The organism is Actinopolyspora sp. BKK2 (assembly GCF_011291845.1).
GTDB lineage: Bacteria > Actinomycetota > Actinomycetes > Mycobacteriales > Pseudonocardiaceae > Actinopolyspora > Actinopolyspora saharensis.
Genome location: NZ_JAANTE010000001.1, coordinates 352,225 through 377,539, shown reverse-complemented (window position 1 = coordinate 377,539; position 25,315 = coordinate 352,225). Strand labels below are relative to the sequence as shown.

Sequence of the window (25,315 nt, the reverse complement as noted above, 5' to 3'; positions counted from 1 at the left end):
CAGCGTCTCGGAATCGGGAGGAGGTAGCCGGTGCGTCCGACCGATCGTCCGGCTCAGTCGTCGAAACCCGCGTTTCGGCTGAGGCATCCGGACCGCGTGTCCCAGGCGAGCGCCGCCATGCCGGACGAGGCCACCGTCTTCCGGGTGACGCGTGCCCTGCACCTGCTCGGCGAGGCGGCTCGGTTGCGCATCGTCATCGCGTTGCTGGCCGCGACGGAGCTGTCGGTCAACGACCTGGCCGCGACCATCGGCCTGTCCGAGGCGGCCACCTCGCAGCACCTGCGGCTGCTGCGCTCCGAGTCCATGGTCCGGACGCGCCGCGAGGGGCGCGCGATCTACTACGCGCTCGACGACGACCACGTGCGCGAGCTCGTCGAGCTGGTGCTGGCCCACGACGACCACCGGGAGTGATGACCCCCGCGCGGGGAGGCGTTCGCTCCGGTGGTCGAGGCGTGCTGAGGCGGGGTTCCGCGAGGCGGGGCGAACTGCGTCACCCCTGTCCGAAGGACACCCCCTGGGGGTGTCGGACGAGGTTCGTCCCTCTTGTCGCGTCTTCCGGGGTTACGGGTAGGGGGTAGTCTGGAGGCGGCCGGTCAAGTAGGCGATGGGAGTGTGCTGTGCGCGGATACACGCAGGACAAGGAGGAGTACCTCAAGCGGCTGCGGCGCATCGAGGGGCAGATCCGGGGGCTGGCCCGCATGGTCGAGAACGACGAGTACTGCATCGACGTGTTGACGCAGATCTCGGCCGCGACGAAGGGGCTGCAGTCGGTTTCGCTCGGGCTGCTCGACGAGCACCTCAAGCACTGCGTCGCCGAGGCGCTGAACGAGGGTGGCGAGGCGGCCGACGAGAAGGTTCGCGAGGCCAGCGACGCGATCGCGCGGTTGGTGCGCTCGTGAGCCGCGCCCTGCGGCTCTGTTCGGGAGGGTGATGTCCCGGCCCGCGCTGCGGGGCTGCTGCCCGGCCGCGGGTCGAGCACGAGCGAAGGTGTGCGCCGGAGCCCCCGGGGGTGCGGTGCCCCGGAGGGCGCGGCCGAGGTGGTTCGGCTGTTCGCGGTTCCGTGACGCACCCTTCGGTGACGGAAGCCGGGGCCGTGGCGGTCCTTCCCGCTCGGCGGGCGGGGCGGCCCGGTGAGTTCCCGCGTTCTTGATTCCTGTTCGCCGGGGTGATCCGCCCGGTGTCCGGTGCTGGTCGCGGATGATCGCGCCGCCTGGTGGTTGCCGCTGTTTCCCGCGACGGTGTCGGTCGAGCGGTGGTGCAACTGTTTGACACGGTACCCCCGTACCGTATAATTTCGGATCACGCGGTGGGGACGAGCCCCACTCGGCGATGCCGAGCGGAAGGCCCGGCAGTGTCGGCGCGGCTGATGCCGGGTGCCGGCGCCCGTGCGAGAGGCGTTTCGCTCTCGTGGCTTCCGTGACGCGGGGTGCTGCTCGCCCGTGGACGGAATCCGGCAGGAAGGGGTGGCAAGGATGAGCACCGACCAGCAGGAGGCGCGCCCGTCCGCGGCGACGGAGATCGAACTGTCCATAGGCGGAATGACCTGCGCCTCGTGCGCCTCGCGGGTCGAGCGCAAGCTCAACAAGCTCGACGGAGTGGCGGCGACGGTCAACTACGCCACCGAGAAGGCCAAGGTGCAGTCCTCCTCCGGGGTGGGCACGGACGATCTGGTCAGGACCGTGGAGGCGGCGGGATACAGCGCCACGTTGCCGCAGAGCCCGCGCGAGCGGGACTCCGCTTCCGAGGAGGGCGAGCCCGCCGACGACGCCGAGCTGCAGCTGCTGCGTCAGCGGCTGGTCGTGTCCGCGCTGCTTTCCGCGCCGGTCATCGCGATGGCCATGGTCCCGCTGCTCCAGTTCACCTACTGGCAGTGGATCTCGCTGACCCTGGCCGCTCCGGTGCTGGTGTGGGGAGCCCTGCCGTTCCACCGGGCCGCCTGGACCAACCTGCGTCACGGGGCGGCCACGATGGACACCTTGATCTCGATGGGCACTCTGGCCGCGTTCGGCTGGTCGCTGTACGCGCTGCTGTTCGGCGACGCCGGAGTCCCCGGGATGACCCACGCCTTCGAGCTGACCGTGGAGCGAACGGACGGGAGCAGCTCGATATACCTGGAGGTGGCCGCAGGGGTCACCACGTTCATCCTGGCCGGCAGGTACTTCGAGTCCCGGTCCAAGCGCCGCTCGGGGGACGCGCTGCGGGCGCTGCTGCAGCTGGGGGCCAAGGACGTGGCCGTCCTGCGCGAGGGACGGGAGCAGCGCGTTCCCACCGAGCAGCTGCGCGTGGACGATCTCTTCGTCGTCCGGCCGGGGGAGAAGATCGCCACCGACGGTGTCGTCACCGAGGGGACCTCGGCCGTGGACGCGAGCATGCTGACGGGCGAGTCCGTTCCGGTCGAGGTCGGCCCCGGGGACTCGGTGGTGGGAGCGACCGTCAACGCGGGGGGCAGGCTGGTCGTGCGCGCCACCAGGGTCGGTTCCGACACCCAGCTCTCCCAGATGGCCAAGCTGGTCGAGGAGGCCCAGACGGGCAAGGCCCGGGTCCAGCGGCTCGCCGACCGGGTGTCCGGGGTCTTCGTGCCGATCGTGATCGTTCTCGCCCTCGGCACGCTCGGGTTCTGGCTGTGGAGCGGAAGCGGCGTCTCGGTGGCCTTCACGGCGGCCGTGGCAGTGCTGATCATCGCCTGCCCCTGCGCGCTCGGCCTGGCCACGCCGACGGCCCTGCTCGTGGGGACCGGCCGCGGTGCCCGGATGGGGATCCTGATCAAGGGGCCCGAGGTGCTGGAGTCCACCAAGAGGGTGGACACGGTCGTGCTGGACAAGACCGGAACCATCACCACGGGCAGGATGGAGCTCGTCGACGTCCGAACGGCCGAGGGCGAGTCCGCCGACGAGGCCCTCGCGCTGGCCGGGGCGTTGGAGAGCGGATCGGAGCACCCTATCGCGCGGGCCGTGGCCGAGCGGGCGGAGCAGCGGACCGGATCGCTGCCCGCGATCGAGGAGTTCACCAACGTGGAGGGCCTCGGTGTGCGGGGCACCGTCGCCGGGAAAGCGGTGCTGGTCGGGCGGGCCGAGCTGCTCGAGGAGTGGGGCGTCTCGCTCGGTGACCAGCTCGGGCGGGCCAAGCTGGCCGCTGAGCGGGACGGGAGCACGGCCGTCGTCGTGGCCTGGGACGGTCGCGCCCGCGCCGTGCTGGTGATCGCCGACACCGTCAAGCCCACGGCCGCCGAGGCGGTCCGCGAGATGCGCGAGCTCGGGCTCAAGCCCGTGCTGCTCACCGGGGACAACGAGGCCGTGGCCCGGACGATCGCCTCCCGGGTGGGCATCGACGAGGTCGTCGCCGAGGTCCTGCCGCAGGAGAAGGTGGACGTCGTCGCCCGCTTGCGCTCGGACGGCGGGGTGGTCGCCATGGTCGGTGACGGGATCAACGACGCCGCTGCCCTGGCCGGGGCCGACCTCGGCCTGGCGATGGGCACCGGTACCGACGTCGCCATCGAGGCCAGCGACATCACCCTGGTGCGGGGGGATCCGCGGGCCGCGGTGGACGCGATCCGGCTTTCCAGGAAGACCCTCGGCACCATCAAGGGCAACCTGTTCTGGGCCTTCGCCTACAACGTCGCCGCGCTTCCCCTGGCCGCGGCGGGGATGCTCAATCCCATGATCGCCGGTGCGGCCATGGCGTTCAGCTCGGTGTTCGTGGTCAGCAACAGCCTGCGGTTGCGTGGTTTCCGCAGCACGGCACGGGCGACGAAGCTGGACAGCGTTCCCGCTCGGAGCTCCGCGGGCGAAGCCGAGCGGGTGGTGGGGTGAGCTCTCTCCCGCGCAGCGCGGCACCGCGCGGGAGAGAGCTGTCCCGCCCGCTTCGGGCGCTCGTTTCTCCCGGCGGGTACGCCCCACCGGGAGAGCGCCTGTCGAGGCCGGGAACCGGGTGGGCATCAGCGGATTCGCCCATCCGGTCCCGGCCGGTGTCCCCTCGACGGTGCTCAGAGCCGACCCGTGGGGACCGGCCCCGCGGAGTCGTCGACCCTGCCGAACAGGGACTCCGAGCGCAGGGCGGCATAGCCCGGCTTGATCACCTCGTTGATGAGGGCCAATCGCTGGTTGAAGGGCAGGAAGGCCGACTTCATGGCATTGACCGTGAACCACTGCAGGTCGTCCAGGGTGTAGCCGAAGTGGTCGACGAGCTCGGTGAACTCCCGACTCGTGCTCGTCTGGCTGATCAGCCTGTTGTCGGTGTTGACGGTCACTCGGAAGTGTAGTTGCCGCAGCAGGGCGATCGGGTGCTCGGCCAGGGAGTTCACCGTCGAGGTGTGCACGTTGGAACGCGGACACATCTCCAGCGGGATGCGCCGGTCCCGCACGAACGAGGCCAGACGTCCGAGTCGTGCCTGGCCGTTGGCGTCGAAGGTGATGTCGTCGAGGATGCGCACCCCGTGCCCCAGGCGGGCGGCACCGCAGTACTGGATGGCCTCCCAGATGGAGGGGAGGCCGAATCCCTCGCCCGCGTGGATGGTGAAGTGGAAGTTCTCCCTGCGCAGGTATTCGAAGGCCTCCAGCGACTGGGTCGGCGGGTGACCTGCTTCGGGGCCTGCGATGTCGAATCCGACGACTCCCGAGTCCCGGTAGCGCACGGCCAGCCGCGCGATCTCGGAGGAACGGGACTCCTGCCGCATCGCGCACAGCAGCAGCCCCACCCGGATGCGGTTGCCCGCCGCGGCGGCCCGGTCGGTGCCCTGCCGGAACCCCTCCAGGATCGCCTCGACCACCTCGTCGAGCTCCATGCCGCCCTGGGTGCTCAGCTCGGGCGCGTAGCGGACCTCGGCGTAGACCACCCCGTCGGCGGCCAGGTCCTCGGCGCACTCGGCGGCCACCCTGGTCAGCGCCTCCGGGGTCTGCAGCACGCCGACCGTGTGCGCGAACCGCTCCAGGTACTCCTCGAGGGAGTTCGCCTCGGTGGCCCCGGCGAACCACTTCGCGAGCTCGGTCGGGTCGGTCGCGGGCAGCTGCCGGTAACCGGTCCGTTCGGCGAGTTCCACGACGGTGCGCGGGCGGAGTCCGCCGTCGAGGTGGTCGTGGAGCAGTACTTTCGGGGCCTGTTCGATCTGTTCCTTCGTCGGTGCTGTCGCCATCAAGGGCGGTACCTCCTTGCAGGACTGTGCTGTCCCGCGGTGTCCCGGTTCGCGGGTGGACTCTTCCGCGGGGTGGGCGCCGGGCAACGCGTGCCCTGCTCGAGTGGGTGCGGCGAGGCGCCGGGGAGTCCTCGCGCGTCGTCGGCACGGCAAGACCCCGCGGTCTACTCCGCTCCGTCCGGGAGCGCGTGTTCCGGGACGGACGAGAGAGGGGATGCTGTCAGACAAGTTGGGTTTGGGTGAAGTATCTACACAACGCGTTTTCCGTTCGTCAAGCGACACGCCCGACCTGCTTCAATCATATACCACTCCGCTCGGGTGCGGAGCGGTTTGACGGCGCGGTCCACCGTGGATAACTTGTCTGACAACGAGTGCGAGCGAGGTGCGGGGTGCCGGAGAACCGAACGCGACGCAGACCGTCGGTGGATCTCTACGAGCGCATCGTCGAGGGCATCCGGTCCGGGCAGTACCCACCCGGATCGACGCTGCCCTCCGAACCCGTGCTCGCCGCCGAGCTGGGGGTGGGGCGCCCCGCGCTGCGGGAGGCGCTGATCCTGCTGCAGGAGGACGGGGTCATCACGGTGCGCCGCGGAGTCGGCCGGACGGTGAGCACCGGCACCCCCCGCAGGGGGTTCGAACGCCTGCTCCCGGTGGAGGACCTGTTCCCGGGGCGGACGCGGGTGCGGGCGCTCACCCGCTCCCGCGAGGAACCGACCGATTTCGTGCTGCAGCACCTGCCCGTGCCCGCCAACAGCGAGGTCGGGTTCTGGGAGAGCGTCGTCGACGTGGACGACTGGCCGGGATGCCTGGTTCAGGAGTGGGCCCTGCCGGACGAGCCCCTCACTCGCGTCCACGCGGAGCTGCCGGCGGCGTTGGCAACGGCCGCCGGACGCGGGCGGACCATGCTGGCAGTGCTGAGCGAACGCGGGTACGACCTGTCGCTGCGCGGTTCGAGCGGGATGACGGCCACCGTGCTCGGAAAGCAGCGCGGGGAGGTCTTCGAACGTCCGGCGGACACTCCGGTGGTGCTGGTCACCCAGCTGGTCAGCGCGGAGAGCACCCCGCTGCTCGTCGGCAAGTACGTGTTCCCGAGCGGTGCTCCGGCGGTGCCGTTGCTGCAGTCCCGCTGAGCGCGGGACGCGGGTGCCGGACCTTCCAGCAGGACGTGCTCCTTCGTCGGGGGCATACTCGGCGTATGGATTCCACGCGGGACAGCAGCAGTGGGAACACGCGGGACAGCGGGGACGCGGTCGAGGTGTGCGACCTGTGCGGCCTGTCGGTGGACCGGGACAACGCCCGTTACGAACGGGTGGGGGGTTCTGCGGAGTCCGCTCCGGGGGACGTGCTCACCGCATGCAGCGAGGACCACATGCGTCAGCTGCGGGAGAGGCAGTGAACGGGCACGTTTTCGCCGCTTCGCCGCTCGGGTGAGCCTCTCCGGTGAGACACCCTCGGCGGGCAGTGCTCGAAGGCGTTCGCGGGGACGACGCGGGGTGCGTCGTCGTCACGCACCACGGAAGGGGGTCCGGCCATGGTGGCGCGCTACCAGGAGTTCGTGGACGAGGTGATGGCTCGTGGGGAGCTGGATACCGCGGAGGAGGCGCGCGGGCACCGTCCACGTCGTCGAGGCCGTGGCCGAGCGCGTGGACGACCGGGAGCGCGAGCTGCTGGCCGAACGACTTTCCGGCAAGATCCGGGAATCGGTGCGCTGGGGGGAGCGGGACGGCACCGGGGAGGCGGACACCTTCCTCGAGGACGTCGCAGCACGGACCGGACGTCCGGTCGAGCACGCGCGCTACCTGGTCATGGCGGTTCTTTCCGAACTGACCAGGCAGGACTCCGAACTGGGCGAGTCGCTGAGCGACCAGCTGCCCGCTGAGATCACGGCGTTGTTCGCCGCTCCAGGAGGGGGGCCTCCACCGCAGCGGGGGACGGCCGCTGCCGAGGACCGTCCCAGACCGCTCGATTCGGACGAGCTGGAGCGGGCGCTGGCGCAGTTGGACGACTGGTCGGGGGACACCGGGCGAATCACGCGCACGGTCGTGCTTCCCAGCGACAGGTGGCCGCCGCTGCTGCGCCGCGTGGAAACCGTTCAACAGGAGTTGAGCTACCACGCCAAGGTGGATCGGGGGAGCAACGACGATCTGACCTTCTCGGTGCGCACACGCTCGGTCGACGCGGTGACCGAACTGGACCTGGAACTGGCTCGTCGCATCGATGAGGCGGTCGCACAGGTCTCGTCCGGAGGCTGACACCGCGGTGTCGATCGGCAGGCGAAGGTCGGGAGTAAGTGCCAAGGTGTGCTGACGAGGCATTCACACGGATGCCCGGCAGTGCTTCGCCGTCCGGTTCGGGTGTGCTCCAGCGGGATCTCTCACCCGGTGGTCCTTCCGCGGGCCCCGGCGGAGGGCTGCCACGACTCGTTCCGGAAGGGAAGGGCATGATCACCACTGATTTCGTCGTCGGTTCCCCGTGCTGGATCGACATCGCCGCCGCGGACGTGTCAGCGGCCGTCGAGTTCTACCGCTCGGTGTTCGACTGGGAGTACGAACAGTTGGATGACCAGGGGGAGTACGGTTACTTCCGGCTCGGGGGCAGGAAGGTCGCCGGGATCGGCAGCCTCACCGAGGAGGACGCCCGTTCGGCGTGGATGATCTACTTCAGGACCGACGACGTCGACGAGACGAGCCAAACCGTCCGCCAGCTGGGTGGGACCGTGCGTCGTGAACCGTTCGAGGACGATCAGGCCCGGATGGCCCAGTTCAGCGATCCGCTGGGGGCCCAGTTCGCCGTGTGGCAGCCGAAGGGGTTCCAGGGAGTGGAGAAGACGGACGAGCCCGGAGCGTTGAACTGGATCGAGCTCTACACGACCCACGTGGCCGCGGCCAAGGAGTTCTACGTCAACCTGTTCGGCTGGCAGATGGAGGACATGCCCCTGCCCAGCGGGTCGAGCACCTATTCGCTGATCACCCCGAGCGGGGGCTCCCAGGAGCGCATGATCGGGGGGATGATGCAGCTCGCTCCGGAGCATCTCACGCTGACCAGTGGGCTGCCCTACTGGCACCCGGTGTTCGCGGTGCAGGACTGCGACGCGACCATGTCGCGGGTCGTCTCGAGCGGGGGCAGTGTGCAGATGGGGCCGGAGAACGCGGCGGGCGTGGGGCGGATGGCCGTCTGCCTGGATCTCACCCGGAGCGATTTCGTCGTGCTGGAGTCTGCGGCCGAGTGACCTCCTCGGTGGCGCGGGGCGGTCGTCCCCGTGGGACTCGGTCCTCCGAACAGGGGTACCGAGTCCACTCGTTTTGGTGAGTAGTGCTCCGATGTCCGGCGTCAACGATCAGCAACGCGTTGAACTTCGGTAACTTCACTTCTACCTTTCTCTTTCGAAGCATTTCGAACCTCTTTCGAAATGTCGAACATCTTGTTCGGCGGTGGGCCGGTACGGGGGCTCACCGTGCTTTCCGATTTCGGTGGAGGTGTTGTTCCATGCGTGGACGTCCGGCTCGAACGCTGGGAGTGCTCGGAGCCGTGCTGATGTCGATGAGTTGGGCGGTTCCGGCCGCCAGCGCCGCCGACTACCCGATGCCGGGGCGTGTGACGGGAGATCTGGCCGCGCACGATCCCTCCATGGTGAGCAGGGGATCCGACTACCTGCTCACCTCCACGCACGGGGGGATCGAGACGCGCACCTCGACCGACCGAGTCCACTTCGAACGGAACGGTTCCGCCTTCGACACCGTTCCCGACTGGGTGTACGACTACAATTCCTCCGGGGACGTCTGGGCGCCGGACGTCTCCCACCACGCGGGCAGATACTGGATGTACTACTCGGCGTCCTCGTTCGGTTCGAACCACTCCGCGATCGGGCTGGCCACCAGCCCCTCCGGTGATCCGGGCACCTGGCAGGACCAGGGGATCGTGTACTCCACCGACAGCGGGGACGACCACAACGCCATCGATCCCAGCCTGCTGGTCGACGATTCGGGACGGTGGTGGCTGTCGTTCGGCTCCTTCTGGAGCGGGATCCGCATGATCAGGCTGGACCCCGACACCGGTAAGCTCCGCGGTTCGGACGATACGCTGCACCACCTGGCCAACGGACCCGCCGGATCGCACGCCGTCGAGGCCCCGGAGATCGTCCGGCACGGCGACTACTACTACCTGTTCGTCTCCTTCGGCCAGTGCTGCGAGGGGACCGACAGCACGTACCGGGTGATGGTGGGGCGGGCCACCAGCCCGACGGGCCCGTACACGGACCGCTCGGGTACGCCGATGCTGAGCAACGGTGGTACCGAGATCCTGGGCAGTCACGACAACGTGATCGGTCCGGGCGGGCAGAGCGTGCTCGAGGACGGTTCCGACGACCTGCTCGTCTACCACTACTACGACGCCAACCAGCAGGGAGCCACCAGGCTGGGCATCAACGCTCTGGAGTGGGACGCGCAGGGCTGGCCCAGCGTGGTGTGACGCACTCGCTCTCCGGGGCGTCTCCGGGCCGTTGTCCGCGGGCAACGGCCCGGAGCGTCGTCCGGGAGCGGGGACGGCGCGGATCATCGGTCCGAGGGCTTCTGCCTCCCGGTGCTCGACTCTCCCCGCTCGTCCTCCTGGGCGCGCTGGCGGACCGAGTGCCGGACCGTGGCCTCCCGCAGTCCCACCAGCGGGCTGGGTTCCTCGGGGCGGGCCACCATGGGCCGTTCATCGCTGAGCCCCTTGCTCAGCCCGATGCACATCAGCAGCAGCACGACGCAGAACGGCAGCCCCGCCACGATCGAGGCGGTCTGCAACGCGCTCAACGCGTCCGTGCCACTGACCGCGCCGGCCGCGAGCAGCACCGCGGCGATCACGCCTTCCAGGACGGCCCAGAACAGCCGTTGCTGCCACCGCGGGTGGGGATCGCCACCGTTGGTGAGTATGTCGACCACCAGCGAGCCGGAGTCCGAGGACGTGGCGAAGAACAGCACCACCACTATGATCGCCACCACTGAGGCGATCGTGGTGATGATCCCGAGCACGGGAAGCTGCTCGAACAGCACGAACATCGCCGTGTCGGAGCTGGCCTCGGCGAGCGGGTTGGCCGGGTTGGCCCGGAGCCGCTGCAGCGCTGCGTCGCCGAAGACGGTCAGCCACACGATGGAGGCGCCGACGGGGGCGAACAGCGCTCCTCCGATGAACTGCCGGATGGTGCGGCCGTAGGAGATCCGGGCGAGGAACATGCCGACGAACGGGGACCAGGAGATCCACCAGCCCCAGTAGAACAGGGTCCAGCCGCTCTGCCACTCCCGCGCGTCCGGGTCGTTGGGGTAGGTCTCGAAGCTCGTCAGCGGCAGGTTCTGCAGGTAGGTCCCGATGTTCGTGGCCAGCGCGTTGACGATGTCCCGCGAGGACGCGGCCACGAAGACGAACACCATCAGGGCGAAGGCGAGCCAGAGGTTGATCAGGGACAGGTTGCGGATCCCCTTGTCGATGCCCAGCAGCACCGAGACCACGGCGATCGCCGTGATGGCCAGGATCAGGATCACCTGCAGCCCGGCCGTGTTGTCGATCCCGAACAGGGTCTGCAGGCCCGCCCCGACCTGCTGACCGCCGATGCCCAGCGAGGTGCCCAGCCCGAACAGGGTGCCGAACACCGCGAGGATGTCGACCGCGTGGCCGATCCAACCGTATATGCGGTTGCCGATCAACGGGTAGAACGCGGCGGCCGGACGCAGCGGCAGTCCCTTGCGGAACGCGAAGTATCCGAGCGAGAGTCCGAGCACGATGTAGATCGCCCACGGGTGAAGTCCCCAGTGGAAGAGCGTGAGATTCATCGCCTCGGGAACGGCTTCCGCGGTACCTCCCGGCCCGGTGGGGGGTTCGAGGTAGTGCGAAATCGGTTCGCTCACTGCGAAGAAGACCAGGCCGATGCCCATTCCGGCGGTGAACAGCATGGCGAACCAGGCCAGCTTGCCGTACTCGGGCCTCGAATCGGGCGGCCCCATGCGGAGTACGCCGAAGCGACTCAGCATGATCACCACGACGAAGATGAGGAAGAAGGTGGCCGACAGGATGTAGAACCAGCCGAAGTTCGTGGTGATGAAGCTGTTGACGGCCCCGGCCACCCTCGCGACATTGGACGGAGCCAGCACCCCCCACAGAACGAAGGCCACCGCTATGATCCCCGAGATGACGAACACCGGGGGATTTGTGTGCGTCCTGATGTAGTCTCGAATCACTGTGGATCACCATCCCCGAGCGTCGCGGGGCACGCTTGTGGCGAAGAATCCGAGGGTACTCGGCATCCGGAGCACCATCTTCCTGCATCGCGCCGTTCTACGCAGGACAGCGGGCAGTGCGGGGGCTGCTATGTCCCCCGACGGTGTGCTGTATCGGTTGGGTTGCGGGTGGGACCTGTGCGGGTTCCGGGGCGGTTGCCCGCGTCGCCCCCGGTGGTCTTCGCCCGCGTCGTGAGCAGCGGTTAGCGTGCTGGGCAGTTGCGATCGGCGAGGAAGGTGCGACATGGTGGAACCGACCGCGAGCGCGCGGACCGAACTGGCGGTCTCGAGCGAGGAGGCCTACCGGGCAGTAACTGATCTCGACACGCTCGCCGCCGTCTCGGAGGAGCTGGAAAGCTGCGTCTGGCTGGACGAGAGTCCGGTGGCCCCCGGGGTCAGGTTCCGGGGTCACAACCGGAACGGTGCCCGGTCGTGGTCGACGGTGGCCACGGTGCGCTCGGCGGAGCGGGGAAAGTGCTTCGCCTTCGACGTCGACGACGGTGAGGTCCCCGTCTCGCACTGGCAGTACGAGATGCACCCCACCGATTCCGGTTGTGTCGTGATCGAGAGCACCTGGGACCGGCGTCCGCAGTGGTACACCCCGGTCAGCGTGGAAACCACGGGGGAGAGCGACCGCGGCGCGGCGAATCAGCGCAACATCGAGCGGACGCTGCGGTCGCTGCGCGAGCTCGTCGAACAGGGGTGAGCGGCGCGTGGGTCGTCGGCCCGTCGGAGGTGGAACTCGGCGGGCGGCGACTCCCGTGAAGGCTGTTCAACCACGGGTGCGTGGAAAGATTCCCTCTTTCGGCGGAATCTCGTGAAGTACCGCTTCGTCCTCCTCGTCGGTTCGTCGATCCGAAAGTGGGGAAAGGCGGGGAAACGGACCCCCGGTCGGATTCCGCGCCGGGACACCTCCCCGTGCGCACCGTAGTAGGCGTGCGGAACCGTTCGTCGTCGGGCACCGCGCGGCCCTCCTCCGCGGAGTGCGTACGATCTTGCCCGCGACCACCTCGCCGAACCGAAGTCGTGCCGGGCGAGTCCACCGTGGACCTCGGGTCGCGGGACGGGTGCGGACTCCGGACGGCGGTGTCGCCTTCGTGGTTGCCATGGCGCATGGTGCCTCCCGCACGTTCGTTCACGAGGGACGCATGACAAAACAACACTCAATGAATTCGAGTCTCCGTTCCGGTCCCGCTCTGGTGATCCGTTCGGCCGGAATGGCGGGTTTGACCGCTCTGGCGGTCGTCGGAGCGGCCACCGTGGTGCGGCAGCGGAACCGGATCGCCGAGCTGACCAAACAGCTCGGTGAGTACGAGGCCGAACTCGAACATCTGCGCACCAAGCGTTTACCAGCACTCGCCGAATCCCTGAACGGGGGGACGCACACCGAGGTTCCCGGCCCGCTCGGCGACGAGAGCGAACACGGCGCCGCCGAATCGGTGGAATCGCTGGTGGACGGTATCGAGGAGGTCGTGCGGCTCACGCGTGAGCACGTCGAGCAGGCTTCGCGCCGGACGCTGACCGGGGTGCTGGACACGGTGCGCGGGCTGGCCGCCGAGCAGCACATGGCGATCTCGGAGATGCAGCACCGGCACGACGACGCGAACGTGCTCGCCGACCTCTACACGATCGATCACGCAGGCTCCCAGCTCAGCAGGAGGCTGCGCGGGTTCGCCGTGCTGTTCGGTGCGTGGATCGGGCAGCAGCGCTCGGCCACCCCGATCCAGGAGATCCTGCGCGGGGCGCAGTCGCAGATCAGGGATTACCAGCGGATCACGGTGAACCCGCACTACCCGGAGGCGGCGGCAGGCTCCGCGGAGGAGCTCGGGGTGATCACCCGTGTGGTGGAGCCCCTGGTGCTGGTGATCGCCGAACTGCTGGACAACGCCGCCCGGTACTCGCCGCCCTACGCCCAGGTGGCCGTGGGCGTGCAGCCCGCGCACAACGGCGTGGCCATCACCATCGACGACGCCGGTGTCGGCATGCCGCTCGAGGAGCAGCGCCGCGCCGAGCGGCTGCTGTCCAACGAGCACGTCGCGCTGGACGAGATCGGAGATCCTCCCCGCGTCGGCTTCGCCGTGGTCGGTTTGCTGGCCGCGCGCTACGGGCTGCGGGTTTCGGTGGACGCGCCCCCGAGGTTCGGGGGAGTCCGCGCGGTCGTGTTCGTGCCCAACGAGTCGTTGACCCACGTCGAGCGGGAGCAGCGGACCGAGGAGCCCGCCGTCGCCACCGGCGAGGTCGAGGAGAGCACGACCTCGAGCGGACTGCCGAAGCGCAGTCGGCGGAACCGCGAAACCACGGCCAAGCAGGCGCCCGCGGCCGCTCCGGAGAGCTCCGACAGCGCGACGGGACTGGCCGCCTGGCAGCAGGCCACCCAGGCCACCGGCGCCGCGGCCGCGGACGAGAACGAGGGGGAGGACAGCCACGCATGAACACGAACACCGTTCGACGGCCCGAGCTGCGCTGGATGCTCGACGACGTGCTGCTGCCCGAGGTGCGCAGCGCCGTGGTGCTGGCCAGGGACGGACTGGTCATCACGGCCACCGGCGACATCGACGAGTCCGATGCGGACCGGTTCGCGGCCTGCCTGGCCTCGTTGCGGGGCGCTTCGGCGGCTTCGGCCGAGTTCTGCTCCGAGAGATCGGCCGAGGAGCCGACCTGGAATCAGACCCTGATCGAGCTCAACACCGGCTACATCTTCCTCATCGCGGCCGGTGCCCACGCCTACATGGGGGTTTCCACGACGAAGAAGGTCGACATGGGGCCTGCCACGCAGCGTTTTCACGCCGTGGTGCAGAAACTGGGGGCCGAACTGGGCACGTTGCCCCGTTCCGGGGACAGTGACCGATCATGAGCCCACCCCGGCGACGGGACCGGGAAGCCTTGGTGCGGCCCTACTTGATCACCGGAGGACGAGCCCATCCGAGCGGGCGGGATCTCGATCTCACCGCGCTGGTGCGTGCGGAACGGGACATCGACCACGCGGAACTGGGGCCGGAGCACGGGCGCGTCGTCCAGCTGTGCTCCGGAGGGGCGCTGTCGATAGCCGAGATCGCTGCTCACCTCGAACTTCCGGCCAGCGTGACCAGAGTGATCGTGTCCGATCTGGTCGAACGGGGTTGTTTGTCCACGATGTCCACCGAGTGGGATCGGCACGGCCCCGATCGGGAAATACTGCAGGAGGTGCTTGATGGGCTCAGAGCCCTCCGGTGAGGTGTACCTGCCCGACAGCGTCAGCACCGCCGTCAAGGTTCTGGTGCTCGGGCCTTTCGCGGTGGGGAAGAGCACCTTCGTCGGTACGTTGTCGGAAATTCCTCCGCTGCACACGGAGGAGACCATGACGCGAACCGGCGCGGTGGCCGACGACCCGCGCGGGAACACGGAGAAGACGACCACGACGGTGGCCCTGGACTTCGGCCGGCGCACCCTCAGCGACCGGGTCGTGCTCTACATGTTCGGCACACCGGGCCAGCGCCGTTTCCTCTCGCTGTGGGAGGACCTCGCGCACGGTGCGCTGGGGGCGCTCGTGCTGGCCGACGTCGCCCGGATCGAGGAGTCGTTCGACGTCATGAGCGTGCTCGAGGACCGCGGGCTGCCCTACGCCGTCGCGATCAACGATTTCAGCAACGTCGAGATGCCGCCGCACGAGGAGCTGCGCGAGGCTTTCGACCTCCTGCCGGGAGTGCCGCTGGTGCGCTGTGACGCTCGCGACCGGCAGTCCACGGCACAAGCGATGATCTCGCTGGTGGAGTACCTGCTCACCCCGTCCCTCGGACAGTCCCAGGAGTCCGCATGACCGAAACCGAAGACCGCGCCGCCGCGGCCGGATGCCCCGCAGGCCAGGCCACCCCGCTCCACGACCGCGCCTTCGCGGACGACCCGGACGGGGTGTACGCGCGACTGCGCGAGCAGGGACCGCTGGCCACGGTCGAGTTGGCGCCCGGGGTGCCCGCCACCCTCGTGCTGGATCACGAGACCGCGCTGTCCGTGCTGCGCGACCCGGAGACCTTCCCCAAGGACTCCCGCCACTGGCAGCAGCACGCCCCGGCGGACAGCCCGGTGCTGCCCATGATGATGTACCGGGACAACGTGCTGTTCCAGGACGGTCCCGAGCACCACCGACTGCGCGGGGCCATCACGGACAGCCTCGAAAGGGTCGATGCCTTCACGCTGCGTCGCTACGTCACCGAGAGCGCGGAGGAACTCATCCGCGGTTTCGCGCCGAGCGGCCGCGCCGACCTGCTCAACGACTACGCGCGGACGCTGCCGCTTCTGGTGCTGACCAGGCTCTTCGGCAGTCCGCCTGAGACCACCACGCGGATGGTCGCGGCCATCACGGCGTTGTGGGACGGTGTCGACGTCGAGCAGGCCAACGCGGACCTGGGCAGCTGCATCTCCGAGGTCATCGCGCTGCGCCGGGATCACCCCGCCTCGGACGTGACCACGCGGCTGCTCGAGCACGAGGCGGATCTCGGGCACGAGGAGATGATCCAGCAGCTCGTCGTGCTCATGGGGGCCGGGGCGGAGCCGATGCAGAACCTCATCGCCAACGCCCTGCGGCTGTGGTTGTCGGACGACCGCTTCGCCGGGGACCTGTCGGGGGGACGACTGCCGGTCGAGGACGCCATCGAGGAGGTGCTGTGGAAACAGCCCCCGCTGGCCAACTACGCCATAACCTACCCGGTGCGGGAGGTCGAGTTGGCGGGGAGAGTCCTGCCGGCGCACCAGCCCGTGGTCATCGGTATCGCCGCGGCCAACACCGATCCCGCGCTGAACACCTCCCGGCGGGACGGGAACCGGGCGCACCTGGCCTGGAGCGCGGGCGCGCACACCTGCCCGGCGCGGGGAACGGCTCACTTGATCGCCTCTGTCGCGATCGAGACCATTTTGGATAGGTTGCCCGATATGGACCTGGCTGTGCCCGTGGAGCAGCTGCAGTGGAGGGCCGGACCGTTCCACCGCGCTCTGACCGCGCTTCCCGTGCACTTCCCGCCGGTCCCCGAACTCGACCGCGACGAGGCGGAGTCTGGAGGCGGCGACCAGTGGAGCACCCGTCCTGCCCGTACACGATGGACCCGACAGGTAGCGACGTCCACGCCGAGGCGGAGCACCTCCGCCGGAAGGGGCCTGCGACGCGGGTTGAGTTACCTGGGGGAGTGGTTGCGTGGTCGGTGACCGGCCACCGGCGATTACGCGAGTTGCTCGCCGACAGCCGAGTCTCCAAGGACCCGCGGCAGCACTGGCCCAGCTGGATCAACGGCGACGTCCCGGAGGACTGGGCGCTGGCCAGCTGGGTCTCGGTGCGCAACATGTTCACCGCCTACGGTGAGCGGCACCGCAGGCTGCGTTCGCTGATCTCGGCCGCGTTCACCCCGCGTCGGGTGGCCGGCCTGTACCCCGACGTAGCCGAGATCACCGACGAACTGCTCGACGAGCTGGGGTCCACGCCGGAGGGAAGCAGCGTGGACCTGCGGGAGCGCTTCGCCTATCCGCTTCCCATATCCGTGATCTGCCGTCTCTTCGGAGTGCCCGCCGAGGCCCGCCCGAGGCTGCGGCGCATCGTCGACGGTGTTTTCGACACCTCCGCCACCGCGGAGCAGGTGCGGACCACCCAGCGGGAGCTGTACGAGCTGCTCGACGAGCTGGTGGCGCACAAGCGCGCGGATCCGGGGGACGACCTGACCAGCGTGCTGCTGAACGCCAGGGACGAGCAGGACGGCAAGCTGGACGAGCGGGAGCTGGTGGACACGCTGATCCTGCTCATCGGGGCCGGGCACGAGACCACGGTGAATCTGCTCGATCAGGCCGTGGCGGCCTTGCTCACCCACAGGGACCAGTTGGCGCTCGTGCGCGAGGGGACGTGCTCGTGGGGACAGGTGGTCACCGAGTCGCTGCGGTGGCAGGCTCCGCTGGCCAACGTGCCGCTGCGCTACGCCACGACCGACATCGAGCTCGAGGACGGGGTCGTCATCGGCGAGGGCGAGCCGATCCTGGCGGGCTACGCGGGCGCCTGCCGGGACCCGCAGCGCTACGAGCGCCCCGATTCGTTCGACATCACCCGCACCGACAACGGTGATCACCTGGCGTTCGGGCACGGTGCGCACTACTGCCTCGGGGCTCCGCTGGCGCGTTTGGAGGCCGAGACGGCGCTGCCCGCGCTGTTCGAGCGCTTCCCGGACATGCGGCTGGCCGTTTCCGCCGAGGAGCTCGTCCCCGGAAGCGGATTCATCGCAAACGGGCACAGCAGCCTGCCGGTGTTGCTGCGGGGCGGCTGAGCCGGGGACGCGCGTGGCCGCATCCCCGGCCGGTTCGCGAAGCCGGTCGGGGACGCGGGGGCCGGTCGTGGTCGGTGGAGGCGGGACGAACGAGAGCCTTTCGCGTCGTTACCCAACGCGGATTAGTATCCGGCGGACCGTATCGACAGTGATGGGAGTTTCCATGCCCGTACCCGCCGGCCGTGCGATCGCCTCCGAGGTGACCGGACTCGGCCGGGAACGTCCCGGTCCGATGGCGGCCGTCGAGATCGCGCGCAAGATCACCGAGAACCTGCGGGAAGGGGTCACCGGACCGAGTGCCCAGGCGGCGGTGCGCGGGATCCGCAGGTTGCTCGGGGCCGAGGCGGTGGCCCTGGCCGATCTGACCGGAACTCTGGAACGAACCGGCAGGCTGGGGGAGGGGGACGAGGCCACGGGCCTGGTCGGTGAGGTGCTGCGCACCGAGGCCCGTCGTGGTCGTCCTCCGCTGATCGCGCTTCCCCTCCGCGCGCAGGACGAGCTGGCCGGGGTGCTGCTGGTGCGCGGTCGGGTGCGGATCTCGGAGGTTCGCCAGGCGGCGAGCTGGGTCGAGGACTCCCTGGAGCGCGCCCGCCTGGAGTCCTCGGCGGAGCAGGCGGCGAGGTCCGAGCTGCGCGCCCTCCGCGCCGAGATCTCGCCGCACTTCGTGTACAACGCGCTGACCGTGATCGGCTCGCTGGTCCGTTCCGACCCGGATCGCTCGCACGAGCTCATGCTCGACTTCGCCGAGTTCATCCGCTACGGACTGGCCCGTCACCGGGAGTACACCACCGTCTCCGACGAGTTCCACGCGGTGGAGACCTACCTGGCCCTGCAACGCGCCGTGCTGGGGGACCGGCTGCGCGTGCGGATCCGGGTCGCCCCCGACGTGCTGGCGGTGACCCTGCCGTACCTGGTGCTGCAGCCCCTGGTGGAGAACGCGGTGCGGCACGGTGTGGAGCCGGGGGTCGGTGGTGATGCGCGGAGCACCGGTCTCGTGCAGGTCTCCGGGGAGGCCTCCTCCGAGGGGGACCTGGTGATCAGCGTGGAGGACGACGGAGCGGGGATGGATCCGAGCCGGGCCGAGGAGATCCTGGCCGGGAAGGGAACCGGGGACAGCGTCGGCTTGAGCAATGTGGACCGCAGGCTGCGTGCGGTCTACGGCGCCTGGTACGGCCTGGTCGTCGAGACGGCTCCGGGGGCGGGCACGCGGGTCCTCGTCCGGATTCCCATGTTCCAGCCGGGGGTGGTGTCGCGATGACCGGGACGCTGCGGGTGCTGGCCGTGGACGACGTGCGCCCCGCTCTCGACGAGCTGCGCCGACTGCTGAACGAGGCCTCCGAAGTGGACGAGGTGGTCGGGGTGGAAGATCCCCGGGAGGCGTTGAGGTTGCTCCGCGGCGAGCGCTTCGACGCCGTGTTCCTCGACATCTCGATGCCGGGGCTGGGCGGGGTCGAGCTCGGTTCCTCGCTGGCCGGGCTCGATGCGCCCCCGGTGGTGGTTTTCGTGACGGCCTACGACGGCTACGCCGTCACCGCCTACGACATCGGGGCGGTCGACTACCTGCTCAAACCGGTTCGCGCGGAGCGCCTCGCCGCGGCCCTGGGCAAGGTGACCAAGATGGTCGCGGCCAGCGCGCTGCCCACGAGCGCGGGCACGGCGGGGAACTCGTCCGGGGCGATGGCCGTCGTGCCGGTGGAGGAGGCGGGCCGGACCAGGTACGTGCGGCGCAGCGAGGTGCGGTTCGTCTCGGCCGACGGGGACTACGTGCGGCTGCACGCCCCCTCCGGCGCCCACGTGGTCCGCATGCCCATCTCCCGGCTGGAGGAGCACTGGCAGGGGCACGGTTTCGTGCGGGTGCACCGCAGCTTTCTCGTGGCGCTGCACGCGGTGCGCGAGCTGCGCAGCGACTCGACGGGAGGGCTCGTGGCGCACACCGAGCTCGGCGACGTCCCGGTCAGCAGGCGACACGCGCGTGAGCTGCGCGAGTCGTTGCTGCGGTACGCGCGCAGCACGGAGCCGGAGCAGGTGAGGTGGGGACTCCGATGAGCGGCGGCAGGCGAACAGTGGTGATGAGCCCGCAGACGCGGCAGGCCCGTCACCGGGGCGGACCGCGCAGACCGCGCAGGATGCCGCGACTGGAGACCGCCGAGCTGGAGCGGGCCCGTGCGCTGCGTCGTGCGCAGCTCACGCGCGGGCTGCCCACGCTGGGGGCGCTGTTCGCGCTCGTGTTCGGGATGCCGCTCGCGTTGAACGCGCTGCCCGTGCTGGACGAGATCCGCGTGGTGGGGGTTCCGCTTTCCTGGGTGATGCTGGTGCTGGTTCCCTTCCCCGTGATGAGCCTGCTGGCGCTGCGGCAGCTGAGACGGGCGGAGACGCTGGAGAGGAGCCGATGACGGCGTTTCTCGCCGTGACCCCCGTGGTGCTGCTGACCCTGTTCATCGGGCTGCGCGGGATGGCCACGATGCGCACCACCTCCGACTTCCTCGTGGCCTCGCGCGGGATGTCGCCGCTGGTGAACTCGGCCGCGGTCTCCGGGGAGTACCTCTCGGCGGCCTCGTTCCTCGGGGTCGCCGGGATGATGGTCAAGGACGGCGTGGGGGCCCTGTGGTACCCGGTGGGGTTCACGGCCGGGTACGTGGCGATGCTGGTGCTGGTGGCCGCTCCGCTGCGTCGCTCGGGGGCGCTGACGGTTCCCGACTTCGCCGAGGCGCGGTTGGGTTCGCCCGCGCTGCGCAGGTTGACGGCGGTCGTGGTGCTGATCATCGCGGTGCTGTACCTGGTTCCCCAGTTCCGCACCGCGGGGCTGGTGCTCAGCGTCGTCGGCGGCACCCGCTACTGGGTGGGGGTGGTGATCGCCGGGGCGGTGATCAGCATCGCTCTCGCTCTGGGCGGGATGCGCGCCGCCACCTACGTGCAGGCCTTCCAGTTCTGCCTGAAGCTGGTCCTGTTCGCCGTTCCCGCCGTCTGGCTGCTCGTGAGCGCCGGAGCGCAGCTGCGGGAGGAGGCGGTGCACCCCGTGGAGTTCACCCACTTCGAGGAGCGGACTCGGGTGGAGTTCCGGATCGGGGTGACGCTGCGGATCGAGGAACCGGTCCGGGTGCGGGCGCGGGACGGCCACGCGGAACTGCTGCGTCCCGGTGAGCACCGCATGGAGGCGGGCCGGAGCCTGGCCTTTCCCGCGGGGGCGGCCGTCCCCCGGGTGGTGGGCGTCTCCCCGCCGGCGGGGCAGCAGTGGCAGCGGCCGCTGCTGGACGTCGCCGACGCGGGCCACCCGCTGTTCGGGACCTGGGCGGTGTTGATCGCGACCGTGTGCGGAACGATGGGACTGCCGCACGTGCTGGTCCGCTTCCACACCAATCCGGACGGTGCGGCGGCGCGTCGGACGGCGGCGCTGACGGTGGGGCTGCTGAGCCTGTTCTACCTGTTCCCGGGCATCTACGGGGCGCTGGGCAAGGTGCTGCTGCCCGAGCTGTACCTGTCCGGCACCGCGGACACCGCGGTGGTCGAGCTCCCGGCGCGGGTGGACGGTGGTTGGGTCGGCACGCTGTTCACCGTGCTGCTGACCTCGGGAGCGTTCGCGGCGTTCCTGGCCACCTCGCTGGGATTGCTGCTGGTGGTGTCGGGCGCCATTTCGCACGATCTCGCGGCCGGGGGGCTGAACAGGTTGCGGGGGACGGCGCTGCTCGCCGCGGCAGCGGTGATCCTCCTGTCGGTGCCCGCCGTGTTCCTGGAGGCGAACATCCTGGTCACGTGGGCGTTCACGGTCGCGGCCGCGACGTTCTGCCCGCTGCTGGTGCTGGGGATCTGGTGGTCGCGCCTGACTGTCGAGGGGGCGGTGAGCGGTGTCCTGGTGGGACTGCTCGGCTCCTCGGCGGGGATCGCGGTCACCCTGTTCGGCCCACCGCTGGACGGTTGGCCCGCCGTGCTGACGGCGCAACCGGCTCCGTGGTCGGTGCCGCTGGCCTTCGGCACGATGCTGCTGGTCTCGCTGCGCACCCGTGCTCCCTCGTGGGCGAGCACCGAGATGCTGCGGTTGCACCTGGACGAGGAGCAGCCCGCGCGGCGGGTGCGGCAGCGTTGACAGGACGGTCGGGTTCGCCGCGGCAGCCGTGCGCGCCGCCCGGCGCGGTGGAGCCGCTTTCACGCGAGGACTCCACCGCGACCCCGGTGCGTCACCGCGATCCGGACTCCGGCAACCCCTCGGGCGGGGGTGTGGCCGCGGGGTCGATGCCGAGCACCACGGTGCCCCGCACGGTTTCCCGCGGGTACCACGGCGGTGTCCTGCCCAGCTCGAGCTGGGTCATCGGCCCCTCATCGTCCGTGGTGTAGAGCAGGTCCTGCTCGTTGGTGGTGCGGGGAATGGTGTTGTCCGAGTAGGGGGCGGTGCGGGCGAGTCGCTCGTTGAACTCGGCGGGGAAGTACAACTGGCCCGTGTGCGAGGTGTGGCCGCCCTCCCAGGTGCCGTCCTCCCGGTGCCCGCCGGTGATCGTCTTCACGTGGATGTGGACGGTCCTGCCGCGGTACCAGCCGGGGACAACGCTGCGGAAGCCTGCGACTCCGCGGTGGTCGGTGAGCTGGACACCGCGGAGCCAGGTGGTGTCGTCGGTGGGTTCGGCGTGCCCGTTCTCGTCCAGCGGAGGGAGCTGCCCGTCGTCGTACTCGGTGTAGGAGGAGTACACCCCGGAGGCGTCGCAGTGCCAGACGTCGACGGCGATGTCCTTCAGCGGCAGGCAGCTCGTGGCGTCGACCACGACGATGTCCAGCAGCAGCCCGATTCCCTGCCGGTCCTCTGTGATGTCGCGGCGCAGGATGCGGTAGTCCAGGTAGTAGGGACCTTCCATCTGCTCCGGGGCGAGCACGCAGGAGGGCGTGATCGTCGCGGAGTCGTTTCGGCCGGTCGCCGCTGTGGCGGGGGCGCCGAGCCCGGCCACGGCGGTTCCGAGGCCGAGTCCGCCGAAGGCGGCCAGCACACCGCGTCGGGTGGTGCCGTGCTGGTCCGGCGAACTGTTGGAGGCCGGGTCGGTGTTTTCCGCGGACTGGTGTTCGGTCATGTGCGCGAAGTTAGGTGGACGTGGCGGAGAGGTACATGCCCGGCGGACCACAATTTCACGAAGTCACCGCTCGGGTGGCGTCGGCAGTCGCCGGGAGGGGCTCGTCCCGGCGGTGCCCGCGCGCCGGGTTCCGCCCGGAACGCCGGAAAGCCCGGCCACGTGGGCTGTGTTCCGCCCCAGGTGGCGCTTCAGGCCGGGTGGAACCAGGTCAGGGGGCCTCGCCGCGCGTCTGCGCCGCGGCGGCCGCGAACGGCCTCGGCCAGCAGGGACAGCGGACTCCCGGCTCCCCGCGCTGATCTCAGTGGAGTGAAGTAGCGTTCGACCAGCCTGATCCAGAGTTCTTTGCTCGGGGTGAAGTGCAGGTGCAGCCCGGCGTGCTGTTCCTGCCACCGGCGGATCGCCTCGATCTTGCGCGTTCCGTGACCGTGACAGATCAGATGAATGTCGTGCGGGCCGAAGGCGCGGTGCTCCAGACTGCGCAGGAATCCGATGAGGTCTCCCGCGCTGTCCGAGTCACCGCGGCGGGACAGCTGCGCCGCCAACTCGGCGCGCAGAGCCGAGTCCTCGCCACCCGGGGCCGGGGAGAACACTCTGCCCGCCCCGTTCTCGGGATCGTCGCTTTCGTCGACCGCCACGGCCATGATGGATTCGGGCGGGGCGAGGTACAACGCCGCCCACTGATCGCCCTGCCCGGGGCCGGTCGGCTCCGCGCTCGTCGTGTCGGTCGTGATGCCCATCCGGTGCAGGACCCGCATCACCGAGGAGGGCGACACCCCGGCGCGGTCCGCCAGCGAGCGCTTGGTCCAGCGGGAACCGTTGGGTGGGCGTTCGGTCAGCACGGCCTCCAGCACGGTCTGCACCCGGTCGTCGGACAGCGAGCGCGGGGCTCCCGAGCGCGGGAGATCCCGGAGCGCGGTGAGGCGCCCCCGCAAGAAGCGCTTTTGCCACTTGCCGACCGACTGCGGGGACACCCCGAGTTCGCGGGCGACGGCGACGTTGGTCCACCCGCGGGCGCAGGCCAGGATGATGCGGCAGCGCAGCACCACGGCCTGCGAGGTGGAGGGGAGCCGGATCCAGCGCATCAGCTCGTCCCGCTCCTGTTCCGAGAGGGTGAGCGGTTTCTTCGAGCAGGGTGAGTCCATGCTCATACTCTGGCCCAGTCCACCCCGCCTTCCACAAGATCGGATGTTGTTTTCCACTCCCGGCCCGACAACCGGGCCCGTCGGCGTTCACCCCGGGGTGAACGCCGACGGGCCCACGCACGTGGGCGCTCCGGTAGGTGTCCGCAACGTCGCCGGGCACCGGCGCACCCGGGCGCGCGGGCGGTGCTCGAGCGGTCGTGCCGTGTTCCGCCGCGCGCTCAGGACCACAGGCGTTCGGTGGCCAGCTCGGCTCCTTGCTTCAGCGACTCGAGCTTCGCCCACGCGATCTGCGGGTGGAGCCTGCCGCCCAGGCCGCAGTCGGTGGAGGCGACGACGTGCTCCCGCCCGACGCACTCCGCGAAGTTCACGATCCGGTCGGCGACGAGCTCCGGGTGCTCGACCACGTTGGTGGCGTGGCTGACCACCCCGGGAAGCAGCAGCTTGTCGTCCGGCAGAGTGACGTCGCGCCAGACCTTCCACTCGTGCTCGTGGCGGGCGTTGCCCGCTTCGAAGGCGTAGGCCTGCACGTCGATGGACAGCAGGACGTCGACGAGGTCGCTCATGGGCAGATCGGTGACGTGGGGGCCGTGCCAGCTGCCCCAGCACAGGTGGAAGCGGATGCGGTCCTTGGGCAGGTCCCGGATCGCGTAGTTCAGCGCCTCGACCCTGCTCATGGTGAACCGCTTGTAGGCCTCCACCGAGGGGGCCGGGTTGACCTGGTCCCAGTTCTCCGCGATGGCCGGGTCGTCGAGTTGCAGGATCAGCCCCGCGTCGATGATGGCCTTGTACTCCTCCCGCATGGCATCGGCGCAGGCGTAGAGGAACTCCTCCTCGTCGTCGTAGTACTCGTTGCCGATGCGGGAGCAGCTGGCCGGCGCGATCGAGGTCATGAACCCCTCCTCGAGCCCGGCCGCGTCCAGGGCCTTCTTGAACCTGGCTATGTCCGCGTTGATCGCCTCGTGGCCCACGTACTTCAGCGGGCCCCGGCAGACGGGGAAGTTCGACGGCCCCTTGCCCGCGAACACTCCCGAGGTGGGATCGGAGTAGGCCTCGGCGAAACGCACCCGGTCGCGCCGGTTGGCGAAACTGTTCAGCGCTATGTCGCCGAATTTCGAGGTGCCGTGTTTGATGTCGAACAGCGAGGCGTCCCGCAGTTCCAGTCCGCCGAGGCGTTGGAAGGAGTAGGACCACCAGGCCCCGTAGTCGACCTGCTGGCTCATCGACTTGCCGAACTCGCCGTCGCCGACGAAGTCCAAGCCGATTCCGCGCTGCTTCTCGACCAGGTCGTTGGTGGCTTGCTCCGCTCCGGCGCGGTACTCGTCCTGTCCGACGTCTCCCGCCTCGTACTTCCGGTTGAGCTCGAGCAGTTCGTCGGGTCGGGGGAGGCTGCCCACCTGGGTGGTCAGAATACGGTCGGTGCTCGAACGCACGGTTGTTGGTCCTTTCCTCCGGCTGACGTACGGAGGGC

Annotated in this window: 24 protein-coding genes; 19 read left to right on the top strand and 5 right to left on the bottom strand. The window is 69.7% G+C overall.

Annotated features, from left to right (window positions below; genetic code table 11):
• The first annotated feature begins 96 nt into the window (after positions 1-96).
• The 3 genes from G9Q41_RS01760 (at position 97) to G9Q41_RS01750 (ending at position 3,809) form a co-directional block, all read left to right on the top strand.
• Positions 97-411 carry a metalloregulator ArsR/SmtB family transcription factor gene (locus G9Q41_RS01760; protein ID WP_245695614.1) on the top strand — a complete coding sequence of 105 codons (315 nt, stop codon included), beginning with the start codon at positions 97-99 and terminating at the stop codon, positions 409-411.
• Between the two features lie 206 nt (positions 412-617).
• Entirely contained in the window at positions 618-899 is a 282-nt protein-coding gene (locus tag G9Q41_RS01755) for a metal-sensitive transcriptional regulator (RefSeq protein ID WP_092521457.1), read from the top strand.
• Positions 900-1,472: 573 nt separating this feature from the next.
• The gene (locus G9Q41_RS01750) at positions 1,473-3,809 is read left to right on the top strand and encodes a heavy metal translocating P-type ATPase (protein WP_165631500.1); all 2,337 of its coding nucleotides are present in this window, start codon (positions 1,473-1,475) and stop codon (positions 3,807-3,809) included.
• Between the two features lie 173 nt (positions 3,810-3,982).
• On the opposite strand, the gene G9Q41_RS01745 is transcribed toward G9Q41_RS01750, so the two are convergent.
• Positions 3,983-5,128, bottom strand: a complete 1,146-nt coding sequence (locus G9Q41_RS01745) for an adenosine deaminase (RefSeq protein ID WP_165631501.1) — start codon at positions 5,126-5,128, stop codon at positions 3,983-3,985.
• Positions 5,129-5,517: 389 nt separating this feature from the next.
• On the opposite strand from G9Q41_RS01745, the gene G9Q41_RS01740 reads away from it, so the two are divergent.
• The 5 genes from G9Q41_RS01740 to G9Q41_RS01720 all read left to right on the top strand — a co-directional run bounded on the left by G9Q41_RS01740 (position 5,518) and on the right by G9Q41_RS01720 (position 9,595).
• Positions 5,518-6,258: a GntR family transcriptional regulator gene (locus G9Q41_RS01740; protein ID WP_347567433.1), complete on the top strand. Its 741-nt coding sequence runs from the start codon at positions 5,518-5,520 to the stop codon at positions 6,256-6,258.
• Between the two features lie 65 nt (positions 6,259-6,323).
• Complete coding sequence (locus G9Q41_RS01735; RefSeq protein ID WP_165631502.1) at positions 6,324-6,524, top strand: hypothetical protein; 201 nt, start codon at positions 6,324-6,326, stop codon at positions 6,522-6,524.
• Positions 6,525-6,702: 178 nt separating this feature from the next.
• Positions 6,703-7,380: a 4a-hydroxytetrahydrobiopterin dehydratase gene (locus G9Q41_RS22530; protein ID WP_207630402.1), complete on the top strand. Its 678-nt coding sequence runs from the start codon at positions 6,703-6,705 to the stop codon at positions 7,378-7,380.
• Between the two features lie 188 nt (positions 7,381-7,568).
• On the top strand, positions 7,569-8,357 hold the full coding sequence (locus tag G9Q41_RS01725) for a VOC family protein (protein WP_165631503.1): 789 nt from the start codon (positions 7,569-7,571) through the stop codon (positions 8,355-8,357).
• A 257-nt stretch (positions 8,358-8,614) separates the two neighbouring features.
• Entirely contained in the window at positions 8,615-9,595 is a 981-nt protein-coding gene (locus tag G9Q41_RS01720) for an arabinan endo-1,5-alpha-L-arabinosidase (protein WP_165631504.1), read from the top strand.
• A gap of 83 nt (positions 9,596-9,678) precedes the next feature.
• Here the strand turns inward: G9Q41_RS01720 and G9Q41_RS01715 are convergent, their stop codons facing one another.
• Positions 9,679-11,340 (bottom strand): BCCT family transporter, encoded by a 1,662-nt coding sequence (locus tag G9Q41_RS01715; protein ID WP_347567434.1) that lies wholly within the window; start codon positions 11,338-11,340, stop codon positions 9,679-9,681.
• Between the two features lie 283 nt (positions 11,341-11,623).
• On the opposite strand from G9Q41_RS01715, the gene G9Q41_RS01710 reads away from it, so the two are divergent.
• The 11 genes from G9Q41_RS01710 to G9Q41_RS01660 all read left to right on the top strand — a co-directional run bounded on the left by G9Q41_RS01710 (position 11,624) and on the right by G9Q41_RS01660 (position 21,735).
• Positions 11,624-12,085, top strand: a complete 462-nt coding sequence (locus G9Q41_RS01710) for an SRPBCC family protein (RefSeq protein WP_165631505.1) — start codon at positions 11,624-11,626, stop codon at positions 12,083-12,085.
• 460 nt (positions 12,086-12,545) lie between these two features.
• Positions 12,546-13,811: a sensor histidine kinase gene (locus G9Q41_RS01705; RefSeq protein WP_165631506.1), complete on the top strand. Its 1,266-nt coding sequence runs from the start codon at positions 12,546-12,548 to the stop codon at positions 13,809-13,811.
• The gene (locus tag G9Q41_RS01700; RefSeq protein ID WP_092521475.1) at positions 13,808-14,233 is read left to right on the top strand and encodes a roadblock/LC7 domain-containing protein; all 426 of its coding nucleotides are present in this window, start codon (positions 13,808-13,810) and stop codon (positions 14,231-14,233) included. Before G9Q41_RS01705 ends, G9Q41_RS01700 begins: the two co-directional genes overlap by 4 nt.
• Positions 14,230-14,592, top strand: a complete 363-nt coding sequence (locus G9Q41_RS01695; protein ID WP_092521476.1) for a DUF742 domain-containing protein — start codon at positions 14,230-14,232, stop codon at positions 14,590-14,592. Before G9Q41_RS01700 ends, G9Q41_RS01695 begins: the two co-directional genes overlap by 4 nt.
• Positions 14,570-15,175, top strand: a complete 606-nt coding sequence (locus G9Q41_RS01690; RefSeq protein ID WP_092521477.1) for an ATP/GTP-binding protein — start codon at positions 14,570-14,572, stop codon at positions 15,173-15,175. The genes G9Q41_RS01695 and G9Q41_RS01690 overlap by 23 nt, the downstream gene beginning before the upstream one ends.
• Positions 15,172-16,554, top strand: a complete 1,383-nt coding sequence (locus G9Q41_RS01685; RefSeq protein ID WP_165631507.1) for a cytochrome P450 — start codon at positions 15,172-15,174, stop codon at positions 16,552-16,554. Before G9Q41_RS01690 ends, G9Q41_RS01685 begins: the two co-directional genes overlap by 4 nt.
• Positions 16,536-17,654: a cytochrome P450 gene (locus tag G9Q41_RS01680; protein WP_092521479.1), complete on the top strand. Its 1,119-nt coding sequence runs from the start codon at positions 16,536-16,538 to the stop codon at positions 17,652-17,654. The genes G9Q41_RS01685 and G9Q41_RS01680 overlap by 19 nt, the downstream gene beginning before the upstream one ends.
• A 163-nt stretch (positions 17,655-17,817) precedes the next feature.
• Positions 17,818-18,912, top strand: a complete 1,095-nt coding sequence (locus G9Q41_RS01675) for a histidine kinase (RefSeq protein ID WP_165631508.1) — start codon at positions 17,818-17,820, stop codon at positions 18,910-18,912.
• Positions 18,909-19,700: a LytTR family DNA-binding domain-containing protein gene (locus G9Q41_RS01670; protein WP_165631509.1), complete on the top strand. Its 792-nt coding sequence runs from the start codon at positions 18,909-18,911 to the stop codon at positions 19,698-19,700. Before G9Q41_RS01675 ends, G9Q41_RS01670 begins: the two co-directional genes overlap by 4 nt.
• Positions 19,697-20,047 carry a hypothetical protein gene (locus G9Q41_RS01665; RefSeq protein ID WP_165631510.1) on the top strand — a complete coding sequence of 117 codons (351 nt, stop codon included), beginning with the start codon at positions 19,697-19,699 and terminating at the stop codon, positions 20,045-20,047. The genes G9Q41_RS01670 and G9Q41_RS01665 overlap by 4 nt, the downstream gene beginning before the upstream one ends.
• Positions 20,044-21,735, top strand: coding sequence for a cation acetate symporter (locus G9Q41_RS01660; protein ID WP_165631511.1), 1,692 nt, complete (start codon positions 20,044-20,046; stop codon positions 21,733-21,735). Before G9Q41_RS01665 ends, G9Q41_RS01660 begins: the two co-directional genes overlap by 4 nt.
• Positions 21,736-21,826: 91 nt before the next feature.
• Here G9Q41_RS01660 and G9Q41_RS01655 read toward each other — a convergent pair whose 3' ends face one another.
• From G9Q41_RS01655 to G9Q41_RS01645, 3 genes are all read right to left on the bottom strand, one after another.
• Positions 21,827-22,705, bottom strand: a complete 879-nt coding sequence (locus G9Q41_RS01655) for an intradiol ring-cleavage dioxygenase (protein ID WP_165631512.1) — start codon at positions 22,703-22,705, stop codon at positions 21,827-21,829.
• A gap of 188 nt (positions 22,706-22,893) precedes the next feature.
• Positions 22,894-23,847 carry a helix-turn-helix domain-containing protein gene (locus tag G9Q41_RS01650; protein WP_242687010.1) on the bottom strand — a complete coding sequence of 318 codons (954 nt, stop codon included), beginning with the start codon at positions 23,845-23,847 and terminating at the stop codon, positions 22,894-22,896.
• A gap of 218 nt (positions 23,848-24,065) precedes the next feature.
• Positions 24,066-25,277: a cobalamin-independent methionine synthase II family protein gene (locus G9Q41_RS01645; RefSeq protein ID WP_165631514.1), complete on the bottom strand. Its 1,212-nt coding sequence runs from the start codon at positions 25,275-25,277 to the stop codon at positions 24,066-24,068.
• Positions 25,278-25,315 lie beyond the last annotated feature (38 nt).